Below are 16341 nucleotides of genomic sequence, written 5' to 3'. Positions count from 1 at the left end.
CATGGTCAACGTCGGCTACACCCTGATGTGCGAGCAGGCCGGTCCGAAGCAACTGGTCGACTACGCGGTGCGGGCGGAGGCGGCCGGCTTCGACCAGCTCGTCATCTCCGACCACTACTACCCCTGGCTGGACTCCCAGGGCCACTCCCCGTACGCCTGGTCGGTGCTCGGCGCGGTCGCACACGCCACCAGCCGCGCGGAGCTGATGTCCTTCGTCACCTGCCCGATCCGCCGCTACCACCCGGCGGTCGTGGCGCAGAAGGCCAGCACGGTCGGGGTGCTCTCCGACGGCCGGTTCACCCTCGGCCTGGGCGCGGGCGAGAACCTCAACGAGCACGTCGTCGGCGGCTGGCCACACGTGCAGCAGCGGCACGAGATGTTCGAGGAGGCGCTCCAGATCATCCGGCCGCTGCTCAACGGGGAGACGCTCACCTTCTCGGGCAACCACTACGACGTGCCCGACGCCTACGTGTGGGACCGCCCGGCCCGGCCCGTGCCGATGGCCGTCGCCGCCTCCGGCCGCCAGTCGGTCACCCTCGCCGCCGAGTACGGCAACGGCCTCGTCGCGACCGAGCCGGACCCGCACATCATCGAGATGTACGACGAGGCCGGCGGCGCCGGGCAGCCCCGCTACGGCCAGGTGGCCATCTGCTACGGCCCGGACGAGGCGGAGTGCCGCAAGATCGTGCACGACCAGTTCCGCTGGTTCGGGATGGGCTGGAAGGTCAACGCGGACCTGCCCGGGCCGGAGTCGTTCGCCGCCGCCACGCAGTTCGTCCGCGAGGAGGACGTGGCCGAGGGGATCTCCTGCGGGCCCGACGTGGACCGGCACGTCGAGGCGTTCCGCAAGTTCGTCGACGCCGGCTTCACCCACGTGGCGATCGTGCAGGTGGGCGGCGAGACGCAGCCGATGTTCCTGGACTGGGCGCAGGAGCAGCTCCTGCCGAGGCTGCGCGAGCTGTGAGGACCACACCGACCCGGCGGCCCCGGGTGAGCCCGCCGGGCCGGTTCGGTCCGGCGGAGCTGCGCGTCGCGCTGGCCGCCCCGAGACCGGCCGCCGGGCTGACCAGCGAATGGCGGCTGGTCGACGGGCTGCGTACGCACACCCGCCGCGCGGGCGACCCCGGCACCGCCGCCACCCCGGTCGTGCTGGTGCACGGGCTGGCCGTGTCCCACCGCTACCTGACCCCGCTCGCCCTGGCGCTGGCCGACACCCATCCGGTGTACGTGCCCGACCTGCCCGGCTTCGGGCTGACCGAGCGCCCCGGCCGCGCGTACGACGTGCGCGAGCACGCCGCGCACCTGGCCGCCTGGCTGGCCGCGTACCGGATGCCGCCCGTCTGCCTGCTCGGGCACTCGTTCGGCGCGGAGGTCGTCGCGGCGCTGGCCGCCCGGCACCCCGACGCGGTCGCAGCGGTGGTGCTCGCCGGCCCGACCAGCGACCCGGCCGCCCGGTCCCGGCGGGCGCAGTTCGGACGCTGGCTGGTGGACACCCTGTGGGAGGCGCCGTTGCAGGCGCCGATCCTGCTGCGGGACGTCGTCGACGCCCGCCCCTGGCGGGTCTACGCGACGCTGTCGCACTCGGTACGCAACGGCGTCGAGGCGGATCTCGTCCGCATCGCCGCACCCACCCTGGTGGTCGCCGGCTCCCGGGACCCGATCGTGCCGCCGTCCTGGCGTACGCAGGTGGGCCGGCTGGTGCCGCACGCCCGTACGGTCACCGTGCCCGGCGCCGCGCACAACGTCGCCACCACCGCGCCGACGCAGCTCGCCGACGCGGTGCGCGCCCTTCTCGCCCCCTCGCTGACGAACAGGTGATCACATGCGTATCGGCAACACGGAGATCCGGCCGGCCGGCGGCGGCCTCGGCTGCCTGCTGATGATCCTCTTCTCGATCGTCGCGTCGGTCGTCCTGACCGTCCTGCTCAACCTGCTCCTGTAACCCGCCCCGCTCCCGCTCCGGAGATCTCGGTACGGGGGTGCCCCTGGAGGGGCCGTTCCGCGCCAAGATCTCGCTCGGGCGCCGCTCACGGGGCCGCGTGGGCGGTCAGCCGCGCAGCCCCAGGGCCGTCGACACCTCACGGGTCGCCTGGCGGACCGGGCCCACGACGGCGCGGCGCACCCAGCGCACGGCCGGCGACACCGTCGCCCGCCACGCGGCGGCCACCGCCCGGCCCACCGGGCGGACGGCGTTCCGCCACAGCCAGCCCGCCGCCAGCACGAAGAGCCGCAGCGTGAGCGCGTAGCACCACCACAGCAGCCGGCCGGCGGCCCACCAGGCCCAGGCGAGCGCGTGCAGCAGCACCCGGCCCGCCGCCGCCAGCCAACGGCCGACCGCCGCGAACCCGGCCACAAGCAGGCGTCCGACTGGGGCGAGCACGCGGCCCAGCCAACGCAGCGGCACCCAGATCAGGTGGTACGCCAGCCAGGCCAGCGGCACCCACACCACCGTCCGGAACAGCCAGCCGAGGCCACGATCGAGCCACACCAGCGGCACCCACAGCAGCATCCGCAGCAGCCAGCCCAACGGGCGCAGCAGCCAGCGGTCCAGGAACCGGCCGACCGGCGCGAGCAGCCAGCGGTGCAGCCAGCCGCCGACGGCGGCGACCAGTTCCCAGGTCAACCGCAGCGGCACCACCACGACCAGCGCGATTCCCCGGGCGACGGCGACCAGCAGCGGAGCGGGCGACGACCCGGTGCGCCCCGGCTCCGGACTCGGCGAGTCGATCACCAGCTCACGGTAGTCCGCAGCGGCAACGCGCCGTCCTCGCGGCCCTCGGGACGGCCAGGTGGTCAGGCGGGGTCGAGGTCGAGGTCCGCGACGACCGGGTAGTGGTCGGAGGCGTACTCGGTCTCGCCGCCGCGCAGCACCCGGCAGTCCCGCACCCGCTCGGCGAGCGCGGCGGTGCCGAACAGGTAGTCCAGCCGCATCCCCGAGAACTCGGCCCCGCCCCCATGCCGGGTGGGGGCCGTCAGCCCGTCGTCCGTCCGGCCGGCCGCCGCGTACAGGTCGACCAGGCCGGCGGCGAGCAGCCGGGCCACCGCCCGGGTCTCCACCGTCCGACCGTCGCGGCGCAGGTGACGACGGCGGTACGCGGCCGGCAGCCGGGCGATGCGGTCGGTGTGCTCGGCGACCGGGTCGAGGGTGTTGAGGTCGCCGGCCAACAGCCCCAGTCGCCCCGGCGCGCGGCGTAGCGCGGCGGCGGCCCAGCCCGCCTCGACGCGCCTCCGCAACCCCGAGTACGGGTCGAGGTGCACGCTCAGCACCGTCAGCGCGCCCGCGGTGGTGGCCACGCTGACGCGCTGCGCGGCGTGGTGGAACGGCCGGCGCACCCGGGTCGCGGCGAGCGCCCGCAGCGGCGGGCGGAGCAGCACCGCCACCGGCTGACCGAAGCAGGACCGGGCCAGGTGGGGGCGCATCCCCACCCGGCCCGCGAAGTCGGCGAGCACGCCGCCCCCATCTGCGCGGAGACCACCGGCGGGGGCAGGCGCAGCCGCCGGCCGGTCGTCGAAGTCCCGCAACTCCTGCAACGCCAGCACGTCCGGCCGCTCGGCGGCGACGACCCGCACCAGCAGGTCCCGGCGGTCGGCGCCGCCCCGGTCGCGCCCGCCCGTGCGGATGTTCCAGGTCATCGCCCGCAGCATGGGCCGGGTCAGTCCGCCCGGCCGGCCTTGGCCAGCTCGTCGTCGAGGGTGTCGACGTCCTCGGACTCGATGCTCGGTTGGTTGCCCTCGCGCAGGTCCTCGTTGGGACGTACGACCCAGTAGAGCAGCCCGATCCAGAGGGTGGTGAGGATGATCGCGCCCATGAAGTCGGTGGGGTGGTGCATCCCCCGGTACATCCGGCTGATCGCCACGCCCGCCGGCATCACGACCGCCAGCGCCACGAAGATCCACCGCCACCACCGGTCGGTACGCGGAAAGACGATCACCGCGATCGCCACCCAGACGCAGAGCGTGGCGGCGATGTGGCCGGACGGGAAGGAGGAGGTCGGCATCGGCCCGTCGAGGTTGCCGACCGGCGGGCGCGGCCGGTCGACCGCGGCGGCGGAGGCGAGGAAGAGGCTCAGCTCGCCGAACATGGTCAACGCCACGAACAGCACCGGTCGCCAGCGCCGCCACACCGCGAGCACGAGCGGGCAGAAGACCAGCGAGATGAGCAGGATCGCGTGGGTGTCGCCGACCTTGCTCCACCAGTAGCTGAAGTCGTCCCTGCCCGGGGTGCGGTGCTCGGCGAACCACCGTGGCACGTCGGTGTCGAGGGTGGCGAAGAAGGTGCCGTCGGCGTAGTAGCTGACGAACATGCCGAAGCCGTACAGCGCGCCGAGGACGAGCACCCAGCCGACGATCAGCTCGAACACGGCGGCCCGGGGGTGCGGTAGCAGGTGCGCCTCGTCGGGGGCGGGCGCGACGTCGTGCGCGGCCTCCGGCTCCAGCCCGTCGGTCAGCGCCGGGACCGGACGGCCCCGCTCCAGCCGCCAGAGCCGGAAGGCGTACGCGGTGACGCCGAGCCAGGCGGCGCCGAGCAGCCAGGCCCCCAGCACGTCCGAGACGAAGTGCACGCCCAGCGCGATCCGGGTCAGGCCGATGAGGAAGACGACGAGGGCGACCAGGGCGATCGCGGGCTTGCGCCAGCGGCGCGACATGGCCGGCAGGAAGACCAGCAGCAGCGCCCCGTACGCGACCATCGAGCCGAGCGCGTGGCCGCTGGGGAAGCTGTCCCCGGCGTACGTGCCGATGGGCACCTCCACCTCGGGGCGCAGCCGGTCCACCAGGGTCTTGAGCGCCGGGTCGAGGACGAGGGCGCCGACGCCGGTGACGATCAGGAAGACCGCGAGCCGGCCCTGCTTGCGGATCAGCAGGCCCACCACGGCGACCGACACCAGCCAGATGATGACGGCCCGCCCGCCGAGGTCGGTGAGGGCGTTGAGCACGGTCACCAGTGGTCCGTGCGGGGCGACCAGGTCGTTGAGCCACTGGGCCACGCCGTGGTCGACGTCGTAGAGCGGGGTCCACCGGGTCCGGACGAGCACGAGGAGCACCCCGAAGCCGACCCCGGCACCGAGCACGATCGCCAGACCGGCGAGGGTCCGCTCGGTGAAGTGACCCAAGGGTCGTCGTAACACCTCTTTGACCGCGTCCACGGCAGCCTCCCTCTCGCCTCTGGCGTGCCGCAATACCCGATCGGCGCTCCGCGTACACCGGGGGTGTCCGATGCGGAGCTACAGCGAGGTCATCTCGCCGGTGTCGTGGGTCTCCTCGCGCGTGGCCTCGGGCTCCCAGAGGTCGGGCTGGGCGGGCTCCCGCACGCCGATGCGCAGCGCCTCGAGCTGGGCGGCGAAGGAGAGTCCACCGAACAGCGCCATGCCCGTCAGGTTGGCCCAGAGCAGCAGCGCCATCATCCCGGTCAGCGCCCCGTACGTCTGGCCGAACCCCCCGCTGACGCGCACGTACGCGGCCAGCAGCAGGCTGGCCAGCCACCACAGGGCGGTGGCGATGCCGGCGCCGAAGAAGAGCCAGGACAGGCCGGGCTGCTTGCGGCGGGGGGCGTGCCGGAAGATCACGGCGACGGCGAGGACGGTCAGGCCCAGGCTCAGTGGCCAGCGCACCACGTCCCAGAGGCCGTTGGCGAGTTCGCCCCAGGCGTAGTGCCGCTGCACGGAGTCGCCCATCGGGCCGCCGCCGACGAGGATCAGGAACCCGGTCAACGCCGGTACGCCGGCAGCGAGCGCGAGGATGGTCGCGCGGACGTACTTCCACAGCGCGGGCCGGTCCCGTTCCACGCCGTAGATGCGGTTGGCCCCGCGTTCGATCTGGGCCATGGTGCTGGTCAGCGCGACCAGGCCGGTGAGCATGCCCAGGCCGAGCGCCAGCTCGCCCGCCCGTTCGGTGCGGTCCCCCTCGCCGAGCAGCTCGGCCACCATCGGCTCGCTCGCCCCGGGGGTGAGGGCCAGGACCGTGTCGGCGACGACCTGGCCGCCCTCCTCCACGCCGAGTTCGCTGATGAGGCCGGTCAGCGCGATCAGGAACGGCACCACGGCGAGGCAGAGTTGCAGCGCGAAGGCGCGCGAGTGGCTGAACCCGTCGCCGTAGCGGAACCGGATGAACGCGTCGCGCAGCAGGTGCCAGCCGCCCTGCCGGCGCAGGGTGTGCCAGGCGTCGTCGGCGTTGAGTTCCTCGTCCGACATCAGCCGGGTCTCCGGCACGATGCGGGTGCTACTCACGGCGGGCTTCCTCGATCAACTGCTCACCACGCTCGGCGGCCGCATGCGCGTCCTCGGCCAGGTCGGGATCCTGCTCCGGCTGCGGCACGCAGAGCCACAGCGCCCGTCGCCGGATCTCGGCCTTGAGGGTGCGCCCCGGCTCGATGAGATCGCCGTCGAGCTCCCGGGGCTGGGCCCGGTTGCTGGTGATCTCCACCCGCCGGGCCCGGAAGACCTCCATCCGGGGCACACGGTCCTGCTTGCGTACGACCGCCCAGCCGAGCGCGAGCCAGTGCCGCAGCGTACGCGGCGTGAGCACCGCGACGTCGAGGTAGCCGTCGTCCGGTTCGGCCTCGGTGAGCAGGCGTACGCCGCCCTGGAGGCGGCCCACGTTGGCGACGAGGACGGAGCGGGCCCGGCGGCGCAGCGGCTGCTGGTCGTCGATGCGGATGGAGACCCTCATCGGCCGGTCCCGCAGGTGCCGGGCGGCCCCCACCACGTACGCCGGCCAGCCGATGCGCTTCTTGGTGGTCTCCGAGGTGTCGGCGAGCATCTGGGCGTCGAAGCCCATGCCGGCCATCACGGTGAAGTAGTGGTCCTCGACGGCGCCGACGTCGAGCAGCCGGCGGCCGCGCTCGACGGCGACCTCCAGCCCGGCGGCCAGGTCACCCGACAGCCCCAGGTTGGCCGCGAGCAGGTTGCCGGTGCCCTGCGGCAGCACGGCGAGCGCCACGTCGGTGCCGACGAGGCCGCTGACGCAGGCCATCACGGTGCCGTCGCCGCCGCAGGCGAAGACGACGTCCACGCCGGCCGCGACCGCCTCCTCCGTCTGGCCCCGGCCCGGGTCCTCGACCGTGGTCTCGAACCACAGCGGCTCGGGCCAACCGGCCGCGGCGAGGGCGTCGTGGACCGTACGACGCAGCTCGTCGAGGTCGGCCACCTTCACCGGGTTGACCACCACGGCCGAGCGCAGACCGCCGTCGTGCGCCGGGCGTCCCTTGTCCTGTCCAGCATCCACGGCGCCAGTGTGCAGCAGATCCGGCACGGCAGCGACCCGGCGGCGCGGTGACGTTACGCGCAGCGCCAACACGTTTGCCGCGCCCCGGTGCCGCTCCGGCCTCCTCCCCCACTTCCGCCTCACCCGCCTCGCCCGCCGCGTCCCGTCGTCCGGGAGGCCGACGGCGGGGACGGGAGGTCAGGCGGGCGTGCGCAGCGCGGTCTCCACCCGGCGGCGCAGGTCGTCGAGGTCGGCGCCGGCCTCGGTGAGCACCAGCGCGCCGAGGCCGTGGCCCTCGCGGAGCACGCCGAGCAGGATGTGCTCCGTGCCGATGTGCCGGTGGCGCAGGCGCAGCGCCTCCCGCAGGGCCAGCTCCAGCACCTTCTTGGCGCGCGGGGAGAAGGGGCCGCCCGCGTACCGTCGACGACCCCAGCGGCGACGCGGCGCCGGCGCGGCCTCGCGCAGCGCGTCGGGGCCGAAGGACTCCTCGATCCGGGCCACGATGGCGGCCAGGTCGATGCCGATCTCGCGCAGGGCCGCGGCGTCGGCGTCGCCGAGGCCGGTGGCTCCCCGCTCGGTGTGCCGGCGGATGCGGGCCCGCAGGTCGTCGGCGCGCAGGCCGGCCTCGGCGAGCACCCGGGCGGCGAGGCTGTCGCCGTCGGAGAGCAGGGCGAGCAGCAGGTGCTCGGTGCCGACGGGCCGCTGGCCCTCGGTCCGGGCCTCGTCCCGGGCGTCGCGCACGACAGTGCGGGCCCGGTCGGTGAACCGTTCGAACATCACGCCTCCCAGGAGGATCCGACCGCCGGACGACCGGCGTGCTTCTTGTGGACCGCCTGCCGGCTGACTTCCAGCTCGTCGGCGATCTCCTGCCAGGACCAGCCCTGTCGACGGGCGTTGTCCACCTGGACCACCTCGAGCCGCTCGAGCAGCCGGCGCAGCGCGCGGACGGCGCGCAGCCCGACCCGGGGGTCGGTGCTGCCGGCTGCCGCCGCGAGTTCCGTTGCCTGACTCATGTCGTCAACCTACGTTGACACCGCGGAACTGTCAACCCATGTTGACAGCGGCTATGGTGTATCGATGGCGTCGATCAGGCAGGTACAGATCACCTTCGACTGCGCGGAACCCGAGCGCGTCGCCCGCTTCTGGTGCGAGGTGTTGGGCTACGTCGTACCGCCGGCACCGGAGGGGTACGCCACCTGGGACGGCTTCGATCGCGCGCTGCCGCCCGAGCGACGGGGTTCGGCGTTCGCCTGTGTCGACCCCTCAGGCGCAGGCCCGCGACTGTTCTTCCAGCGCGTCCCCGAGGGCAAGGTCGCCAAGAACCGGCTGCATCTCGACGTACGCGTCGGCACCGGGCTCGTGGGCGAGGAGCGCCTGGCCGCGCTTGAGGCCGAATGCGCGCGGCTGGTCGCGCTCGGCGCGGTACGCGTGCGACTGCTGCGCGCCGACGGCTACGACGAGTCGTGCCTCGTGATGCAGGACGTCGAGGGCAACGAGTTCTGTCTCGACTGAGTGGCCGCTGACGCCTCTCAGTCGAGCAGGTAGGCGGTCAGCCGGTCGGCGAGCCGCTCCGGATGGCTGAGCGCCACCGAGTGCCCACCGTCGATCTCGTCCGGGGCGACGCCGAGCCGCTCGGCGGCCACCCGGCGCTGGAAGTCCGCCAGGAAGAACTGGTCGTCGCGGGCGATGAGCACCTTCGTCGGCACGGCCGGCCAGGCGTCCAGAGGCCACGGCTCGTTCCACTCCACGCTGACCTGCGCCCGGCTGTGCGCCGCAGCCTCCGCGACGACCTCGGCCGGCAGGCCGTTGTAGAACTGCTCCTCCTCGCTCAACCCCTCCGCGACCCGGTGACCGGTGTCGTCCCACCAGTCCCCGGGCCTCTCACCGGGCTTGGGCACCATCGGCGCGAGCAGGACGATCAGCCGCACCGGCAGCCTGTCGGCGATCAGCGGCGCGGTGAACGCCCCGTACGAGTGCCCGACGACCACGAGATCGCCCCGGTCACCGATCGCGCCGACGACCGCTTCGCGGAACTCGGCGAACCCCGCCGAGGCGTCCCCGATCGGCAGCTCCGGCACCACCACGTCGTGGCCACGACCGACCAGCTCAGGGGCCAGGAGATGCCAGTCCCAGGCGCTGCCCCCGCCGCCGTGGATCAGAACGAAAGTCGCCACGTACCGAAGCCTCACACACGCGTACGACAGCAAGCCGGACACCCGGCCCGGTCCTGGTCGTGCGCGCGTCGCCAGCTGCAACAAACCTGCATGTCTTCCACTCTTGCCTCCCCGGCAAGCGCTTTCCTAGCCTGTGTTTCATCGATGTTTCCGATTCTCGACCGGGCCGAGGGTGCGGACACGAAGCCACCTGCGGTGCCGGGCGGCAAGGCAGCGCCCCGCGCCGCGCCTACTCCTGAGGAGTCCCAACAGTGAGAACCGCAGTGCGACACAAGCTTCTCGCCGGCGGCACCGCCGTGGCCGCCGCAGCCGCGGTCGCCGCGGCGCTGCCGATGACCCAGGCGTCGGGTGCGTCCGGCGGCCCCAGTCCCGCATCGGTGAGCGCCAACGCGACCAACCTCAGCCTCGGGGGCGACTCCGACGGCTCCAGCAAGGCCAGCGGCACCAGCTACGGCAACGTGCGTGACGGCAACATGAGCACCTACTGGTCACCGGCAGGCTCGACCGGCCGCATCTCGATCAAGTGGGATTCCGCCACCACGGTGGCCTCGATCAACATCCGGGAGGCGGCCGGCGCCGTCGGGGCCATCGGCTCCTGGCGGGTCGTCAACCACGACACCGGCACCACCCTGGCCAGCGGCGCCGGGGCGGGGGCCATCAGCTTCGCCGCCACCTCGCTTCGCAAGATCAATTTCGAGATCACCAGCTCGACCGGCACCCCGAGGGTCGCCGAGTTCGAAACGTACGCCTCTGGCACGACGACCCCGCCGCCGACGACCGGGCCGACCACGCCCCCGCCGACCACGCCCCCACCCACCACACCGCCGCCGACCACGCCCCCGCCGTCGAGCAACACGCTGTACGTGGCACCGACCGGCACCGACAGCGCGGCCGGCACCGAGGCGAACCCGACGACGCTCACCTCCGCGATCACCCGGATCACCGCCGGCGGCACGATCTACCTGCGCGGCGGCACCTACCGCTACTCGCAGACCATCACCATCGGCCAGGGCAACAACGGCACGTCGAGCGCGCGCAAGAACATCTTCGCCTACCCGGGCGAGACCCCGATCCTGAACTTCTCGGCCCAGAGTGAGGACCCGGCCAACCGCGGCCTCGCGGTGGGCGGATCGTACTGGCACATCCGCGGCATCATCGTCGAGCGGGCCGGGGACAACGGCATCCTGCTCGCTGGAAACAACAACATCATCGAGCGTACGGTGACCCGCCACAACCGGGACTCGGGACTCCAGCTCTCGCGGCTGGTGGCCAACGCGCCCCGCGACCAGTGGCCCTCCAACAACCTCGTGGTAAGCACCGTGTCGCACGACAACGTCGACTCCGACGGTGAGGACGCCGACGGTTTCGCCCCGAAGCTCACCGTGGGCCCGGGCAACGTCTTCCGCTACACCGTGGCCCACAACAACATCGACGACGGCTACGACCTCTACACGAAGAGCGACACCGGGGCCATCGGCGCGGTGACCATCGAGTCCTCCCTCGCCTACGACAACGGCACCCTCAGCAACGGCGGCCAGGCCGGGGCCGGCGACCGCAACGGCTACAAGCTCGGTGGCGAGGACATCGGGGTGAACCACATCGTCCGGGGCAACATCGCCTACGACAACGGCAAGCACGGATTCACCTACAACCGCAATCTGGGCACCATGCAGGTGTCGAACAACGCCAGCATCGGCAACACCGAACGCAACTTCACCTTCGACGGCGGCTCCTCGGTGTTCCGGAACAACACCTCGTGCGACGGCGGTTCGAACGACAAGATCGTCGGCAACTCCGACAGCTCGAACCAGTTCTGGTCCGGCACCAACGGATCCCGGTGCTCCCAGTACTCCGGCGCCCTGGGCTGGTCCTTCGCGTCCGACGGTCGCCTCGTCGTGACCTTCGGCGGCAGGGTGGTCACCCCGTAACGAGCGGGACGACGTCGGCGTCACCGCAGCGGTGACGCCGACGTCCTGCTGCCGCGCCGCAGACGCCGCTGGCCGGCACCCCGGGTGGGGTGCCGGCCAGCGGCAGTCGTTCACACTGCTCGGGGTCAGCTGTTCCAGTGCTCGGCGACCAGGTCGGCGGCCATCTGCTCCCACTGGGCGTAGTGGTCCGGGTACGCCGACACCTGCACGGTCTGCGCGGCCTTGGTCAGGGGCATGTCCTGCCACCCGTCGACCTGCTTGAGGCCCTTCAGGAACGCGGTGGTCGAGTACTCGGGGTCGGTGATCTGCTCGACCGTGCCCCAACCACTGGACGGACGCTGCTGGAACAGGCCCTGCGAGTCGTGGTCGTTGCGGTCACCCAGGTGACCCAGGTTCTCCAGCTTCGACTCCTGCAGGGCGGTCGCGATCGAGACGACGGCGGCGCGCTCGTCCATGCCGGCCTTCTTCGTCGCCGCGATGATCGCCTTGACGTTCTCCACCTGCTCGTCCGACAGGTCGATGTGCGACTGCGCGCCCTGCACACCGTGCGGCACCAGCTTGCTCTTGTCCACCGACGGCTTGTCGGCCTGCACGACGGCGACAGCCGTGGCCCCCACGCTCGGGGCGCTGGTGTGGGTGGTGTCGGTCATCGGGCCGGCGGCCACACCACCGGCGAACGCGAGACCGGCGATACCGAGAACGCTGTTACGGATGATCGTGTTCATCGCAGATGCTCCATTCGGGGGTTGGCACCCACGCACCGAAGGGGGATCGGCTTTCGCGCGGGTGCAAGCACCGTCCGGCGCCCAAGAAGATCAGGGGGATCTCCAGCCGAACCGGAGGGATCTCCGGCGTCGTACCAGAGGAAAGATCAGGTCGGCCGTGTCGGCCGGATGTCCGACCTGTGCGGGTCGGAAGAGGCCGGCTGTTTCGCGGGGCGGGGGGTGCCCTCACGACGGCCGGACCATGTGTAACGACCGCCGGCCCGCCATCATTCCGGGACCCCGGCACGCCATCCCGTAGAAGCGGCGTGGCCTCGGTGCGTGGCCTTGCTCGGTCGTACGCAGGGTGTAACGACCCCGCCCCGCCCACGATTCCACCCCCACGATGCCCCCGACCACACCCCCAAACCGGACACCCGCCCCCGGAGGGCTCGAACACCGCCGCCCTAACCGAGCCCACCCGGACAGCAACGCCGGAACCGGACAGGCGACGCAAGCGGGGCGGGGCGGCGATGCACGGAGATCTTGGTACGTACCGGCCCCTGGAGGGGCGCGTTCCTACCAAGATCTCGCCGGAACCCGAACCGGAACCGGAGCCGCCGCGGCCGGACGTGGGAGTGGGCACCGAGGGGTGTGGCCCGCCGCAGCGCAAACCGACCTCACCCCCACGCCGCGCATCGACCCACCCGAGACCCCTCACAACCGACCCACCCAGGACGTCCCGCAACCGACACACCCGCCGAGCAGGTACGACGCAGCGCAACCAGAGACCGCGCCACCAGCCACGGCAGAGACCAGCAGGTCGCGACACGCGATCCCGCCCCACCCACGTACGGACGCGACTAGCCTCGACAGGAGGGCCGGGCGCGACGCCTGCGGAGGTGATTCGGATGGCCGCACCCACCGACGCGGCGGTGCTGGTCGGGCTCGGCACGGAACGCAACCTGCCGGTGGTCCGACTGGCGGCGCAGGAGGCCGCCGCGCACGGGCGTCCGCTGTGCCTGTTGCACGCGTTCGACTGGGCGGCCGCGCTGGAGGCGCCGTCGGTCGCGGGGCCGCGCGCGGACGCCGAGGAGCTGATCTCCCAGGCCACGCAGGTCGCCAACGAGGTCGAGCCGGCGCTGCCGGTGAGCGGCGAGATCCTCGAGGGTGCCCTCGTCCCCACCCTGGTCCGCCGGTCGGAGTCGGCGTTCCTGCTCGCCGTCGGGGACGGCGGCATGGCGGCCAGCGGCGAGTGCGTGTCGGTCGACGCGCCGGCGGTACAGCTCGCCGCCCGGGCCGGTTGCCCGGTGCTGGTGGTCCGCCGGGATCCACCGCCGCAGGGGCCGGTGCTGGTCGGGGTGGACGGCTCGGACAGCTCACAGGCCGCGCTGGAGTGGGCGTTCGAGTGCGCGGCCGGGCGGGAGGCGCGGCTGTTGGCGGTCCGCGTCGTCGAGCCGGAGGACGGCGACGAGGATGCCGGGCCGCTGGTCGGGATGGTGGCGCGCTCGGCTCAGCGGTTCCCGTCGGTGGCCACGGAGTGCCACACGATCCGGGGTGATCCCGGCACCGTCCTGGTGGAGCAGTCCCGCTCGGCGCAGGTGGTGCTGGTCGCCTCCCGGGGCGACGAGCCGTGGCGGGGCATGCTCGGGGCGGTGAGTCAGGCGCTGCTCTACCACTCCCCCGCGCCGCTGATCGTGGTGCGCGGGCTGACGGGGATTCCGGTGGACGGGCGCAACGCCCGCCACCCACGGGACCAACGGCCCTGATCCACATCGGCGTCGACCGGCGACGATGGGGCCGGCCCGGATGAATCCGCGCTCTGAGGATGCAGGATTCCCCTACCCGCGAGAGGCTCATGCAGTATGGACACCGCTCTCGACCTGCACGGCCCCCTGACCGAAGACGAGCTGCGCCGGCTGGACGCCTACTGGCGGGCGGCGAACTACCTGACCGTCGGGCAGATCTACCTGCTGGACAACCCGCTGCTGCGCGAGCCGCTGGCCCCCGAGCACGTCAAACCGCGCCTGCTCGGCCACTGGGGCACCAGTCCCGGCCTGAACCTGCTCTACGCCCACCTAAACCGGGTCATCGTCGCCCGTGACCTGTCGGCCCTGTTCGTCACCGGCCCCGGTCACGGCGGTCCGGCGATCGTCGCCAACACCTGGCTGGAGGGCACCTGGAGCGAGGTGTACCACCACATCGGCCGCGACGAGGCCGGCATGGCCAGGCTGTTCCGCCAGTTCTCGTTCCCCGGCGGCATCCCCAGCCACGTGGCGGCGGAGGTGCCGGGTTCGATCCACGAGGGCGGCGAGCTGGGGTACGCGCTCAGCCACGCCTACGGCGCGGCGTTCGACAACCCCGACCTGTTGGTGGCCTGCGTCATCGGCGACGGGGAGGCGGAGACCGGCCCCCTGGCCGGGAGCTGGCTCTCCAACGTCTTCCTGAACCCGGCCCGGGACGGGGCGGTGCTGCCGATCCTGCACCTCAACGGCTACAAGATCGCCAACCCGACGGTGCTGGACCGCATCCCCGAGGACGATCTGCTGGCCATGATGCGCGGCTTCGGCTACGAGCCGTACGTGGTCGCCGGTGACGACCCGGCGACGGTGCACCAGGCGCTCGCCGGCACGCTGGACCGGGCGCTGGACGAGATCGCCGCCATCCAGCGGCGGGCCCGCTCGGGCGGCGCCGTCGAGCGCCCCCGCTGGCCGATGATCGTCCTGCGTACGCCGAAGGGCTGGACGGGTCCGCACGACGTCGACGGCAAGCAGGTCGAGGGCACCTACCGCGCGCACCAGGTGCCGCTGTCGGAGGTACGCAAGAACCCGGAGCACCTGGCGGAGCTGGAGCGCTGGCTGCGCAGCTACCGGCCGGAGGAGCTCTTCGACGCCACCGGCGCCCCGGTCGCCGAGCTGGCCGAGCTGCCGCCCCGGGGCGAGCGGCGGATGAGCGCCAACCCGGTCACCAACGGCGGGCTGGTGCTGCGTGACCTGGTGCTGCCGGACTTCCGCGACTACGCCGTCGACGTGCAGCGGCCCGGCGGGACCGTGGCCGGGGCGACCGGCACCCTCGGCCCGTGGGTACGCGACGTCATCACCGCCAACCCGGAGACGTTCCGCCTCTTCGGTCCGGACGAGGTCGCCTCGAACCGGCTCGGCGCGGCGTTCGAGGTCACCGACCGGGCCTGGGTGGCCGGCACCGTGCCCGGCGACGACCACCTCTCGCCCGACGGGCGGGTGATGGAGGTCCTCTCCGAGCACCTGTGCCAGGGCTGGCTGGAGGGCTACCTGCTGACCGGCCGGCACGGCATCTTCACCAGCTACGAGGCGTTCATCCACATCGTCGACTCCATGCTCAACCAGCACGCGAAGTGGCTGAAGGTGACCCGGGGCATCCCGTGGCGCGAGCCGGTGGCCTCGCTGAACTACCTGCTCTCCAGCCACGTGTGGCGGCAGGACCACAACGGTTTCTCCCACCAGGACCCGGGCTTCATCGACCACGTGATGAACAAGAAGGCCGAGGTGGTACGCGTCTACCTGCCGCCGGACGCCAACACCCTGCTCTCCACCATGGACCACTGCCTGCGCAGCCGGCACTACATCAACGTGGTGGTGGCCGGTAAGCAGCCCGCCCCGAATTGGCTGTCGATGGACGAGGCCGTCCAGCACTGCCGGCGCGGCATCGGCATCTGGGACTGGGCCAGCACGGACGCCGGCAGCGAACCCGACGTGGTGCTGGCCTGCGCGGGCGACGTGCCGACCCTGGAGACGCTGGCCGCCGCCGACCTGCTGCACAAGCACCTGCCGGAGCTGAAGGTGCGGGTCGTCAACGTGGTCGACCTGATGCGGCTCCAGCCGCCCACGGAGCACCCGCACGGGCTGTCGGACAAGGAGTTCGACACGATCTTCACGCGCGACAAGCAGGTCATCTTCGCGTACCACGGCTATCCCTGGCTGATCCACCGGCTTACCTACCGCCGGACCAACCACGACAACCTGCACGTGCGCGGCTACAAGGAGGAGGGCACCACCACCACGCCGTTCGACATGGTGATGCTCAACGACCTGGACCGCTTCCACCTGGTCATCGACGTGATCGACCGGGTGCCGGGGCTGGCCGACCGGGCCGCCCACCTGCGGCAGGAGATGGTCGACGCGCGGCAGTCCTGCCGGGACCACACCCGCGAGCACGGCGAGGACGACCCGCGGGTCGCGGAGTGGCGATGGGTGCGCGAGACGGACCCAGGGCTGCGGGGTGACCAGTGAGCGCGAGGAGTGAGCTTGCGAGCCCCGCAGTCGCGCACGAAAGGCCAGCCCAGTGAGCGGGAGGAGCGCA

15 protein-coding genes are annotated in these 16341 nt (G+C 72.5%); 6 read left to right on the top strand and 9 right to left on the bottom strand.

The window, feature by feature from the left end:
- The first annotated feature begins 1 nt into the window (after position 1).
- On the top strand, positions 2–964 hold the full coding sequence (locus CLT72_RS31325; protein ID WP_101414817.1) for a TIGR03557 family F420-dependent LLM class oxidoreductase: 963 nt from the start codon (positions 2–4) through the stop codon (positions 962–964).
- Positions 961–1818: an alpha/beta fold hydrolase gene (locus CLT72_RS31320; protein WP_101414816.1), complete on the top strand. Its 858-nt coding sequence runs from the start codon at positions 961–963 to the stop codon at positions 1816–1818. The genes CLT72_RS31325 and CLT72_RS31320 overlap by 4 nt, the downstream gene beginning before the upstream one ends.
- Positions 1819–2047: 229 nt before the next feature.
- Here the strand turns inward: CLT72_RS31320 and CLT72_RS31315 are convergent, their stop codons facing one another.
- From CLT72_RS31315 to CLT72_RS31285, 7 genes are all read right to left on the bottom strand, one after another.
- Entirely contained in the window at positions 2048–2731 is a 684-nt protein-coding gene (locus tag CLT72_RS31315; RefSeq protein ID WP_101414815.1) for a hypothetical protein, read from the bottom strand.
- A 62-nt stretch (positions 2732–2793) separates the two neighbouring features.
- A complete protein-coding gene (locus CLT72_RS31310) occupies positions 2794–3645 on the bottom strand; it encodes an endonuclease/exonuclease/phosphatase family protein (RefSeq protein WP_101414814.1) in 852 nt (283 codons plus the stop codon).
- A gap of 8 nt (positions 3646–3653) precedes the next feature.
- On the bottom strand, positions 3654–5144 hold the full coding sequence (locus tag CLT72_RS31305) for a phosphatase PAP2 family protein (protein ID WP_101414813.1): 1491 nt from the start codon (positions 5142–5144) through the stop codon (positions 3654–3656).
- 78 nt (positions 5145–5222) lie between these two features.
- Positions 5223–6224, bottom strand: coding sequence for a YihY/virulence factor BrkB family protein (locus CLT72_RS31300; RefSeq protein WP_101414812.1), 1002 nt, complete (start codon positions 6222–6224; stop codon positions 5223–5225).
- Positions 6217–7221 (bottom strand): diacylglycerol kinase family protein, encoded by a 1005-nt coding sequence (locus tag CLT72_RS31295; protein WP_101415483.1) that lies wholly within the window; start codon positions 7219–7221, stop codon positions 6217–6219. Before CLT72_RS31295 ends, CLT72_RS31300 begins: the two co-directional genes overlap by 8 nt.
- Positions 7222–7398: 177 nt before the next feature.
- Entirely contained in the window at positions 7399–7977 is a 579-nt protein-coding gene (locus tag CLT72_RS31290; protein ID WP_101414811.1) for a Clp protease N-terminal domain-containing protein, read from the bottom strand.
- On the bottom strand, positions 7977–8213 hold the full coding sequence (locus CLT72_RS31285) for an HTH domain-containing protein (protein WP_089001290.1): 237 nt from the start codon (positions 8211–8213) through the stop codon (positions 7977–7979). The genes CLT72_RS31290 and CLT72_RS31285 overlap by 1 nt, the downstream gene beginning before the upstream one ends.
- Before the next feature lie 64 nt (positions 8214–8277).
- Between CLT72_RS31285 and CLT72_RS31280 the strand changes: the two genes are divergently transcribed.
- Positions 8278–8712, top strand: a complete 435-nt coding sequence (locus CLT72_RS31280) for a VOC family protein (protein WP_101414810.1) — start codon at positions 8278–8280, stop codon at positions 8710–8712.
- 17 nt (positions 8713–8729) lie between these two features.
- Here the strand turns inward: CLT72_RS31280 and CLT72_RS31275 are convergent, their stop codons facing one another.
- A complete protein-coding gene (locus CLT72_RS31275; protein ID WP_101414809.1) occupies positions 8730–9374 on the bottom strand; it encodes an alpha/beta fold hydrolase in 645 nt (214 codons plus the stop codon).
- Between the two features lie 251 nt (positions 9375–9625).
- Between CLT72_RS31275 and CLT72_RS31270 the strand changes: the two genes are divergently transcribed.
- Entirely contained in the window at positions 9626–11302 is a 1677-nt protein-coding gene (locus CLT72_RS31270) for a cellulose-binding protein (RefSeq protein ID WP_350823819.1), read from the top strand.
- 125 nt (positions 11303–11427) lie between these two features.
- Here the strand turns inward: CLT72_RS31270 and CLT72_RS31265 are convergent, their stop codons facing one another.
- Complete coding sequence (locus tag CLT72_RS31265) at positions 11428–12027, bottom strand: hypothetical protein (RefSeq protein WP_101414808.1); 600 nt, start codon at positions 12025–12027, stop codon at positions 11428–11430.
- 887 nt (positions 12028–12914) lie between these two features.
- Between CLT72_RS31265 and CLT72_RS31260 the strand changes: the two genes are divergently transcribed.
- Positions 12915–13772 (top strand): universal stress protein, encoded by an 858-nt coding sequence (locus CLT72_RS31260; protein ID WP_101414807.1) that lies wholly within the window; start codon positions 12915–12917, stop codon positions 13770–13772.
- A 96-nt stretch (positions 13773–13868) separates the two neighbouring features.
- A complete protein-coding gene (locus CLT72_RS31255; protein WP_101414806.1) occupies positions 13869–16271 on the top strand; it encodes a phosphoketolase family protein in 2403 nt (800 codons plus the stop codon).
- The last annotated feature ends 70 nt before the right edge of the window (positions 16272–16341 follow it).

The sequence above is a fragment of the Micromonospora sp. CNZ309 genome (assembly GCF_002846525.1).
The sequence above is the reverse complement of the archived record's forward strand: the minus strand, read 5'-3'. Positions and strand labels throughout refer to the sequence as shown.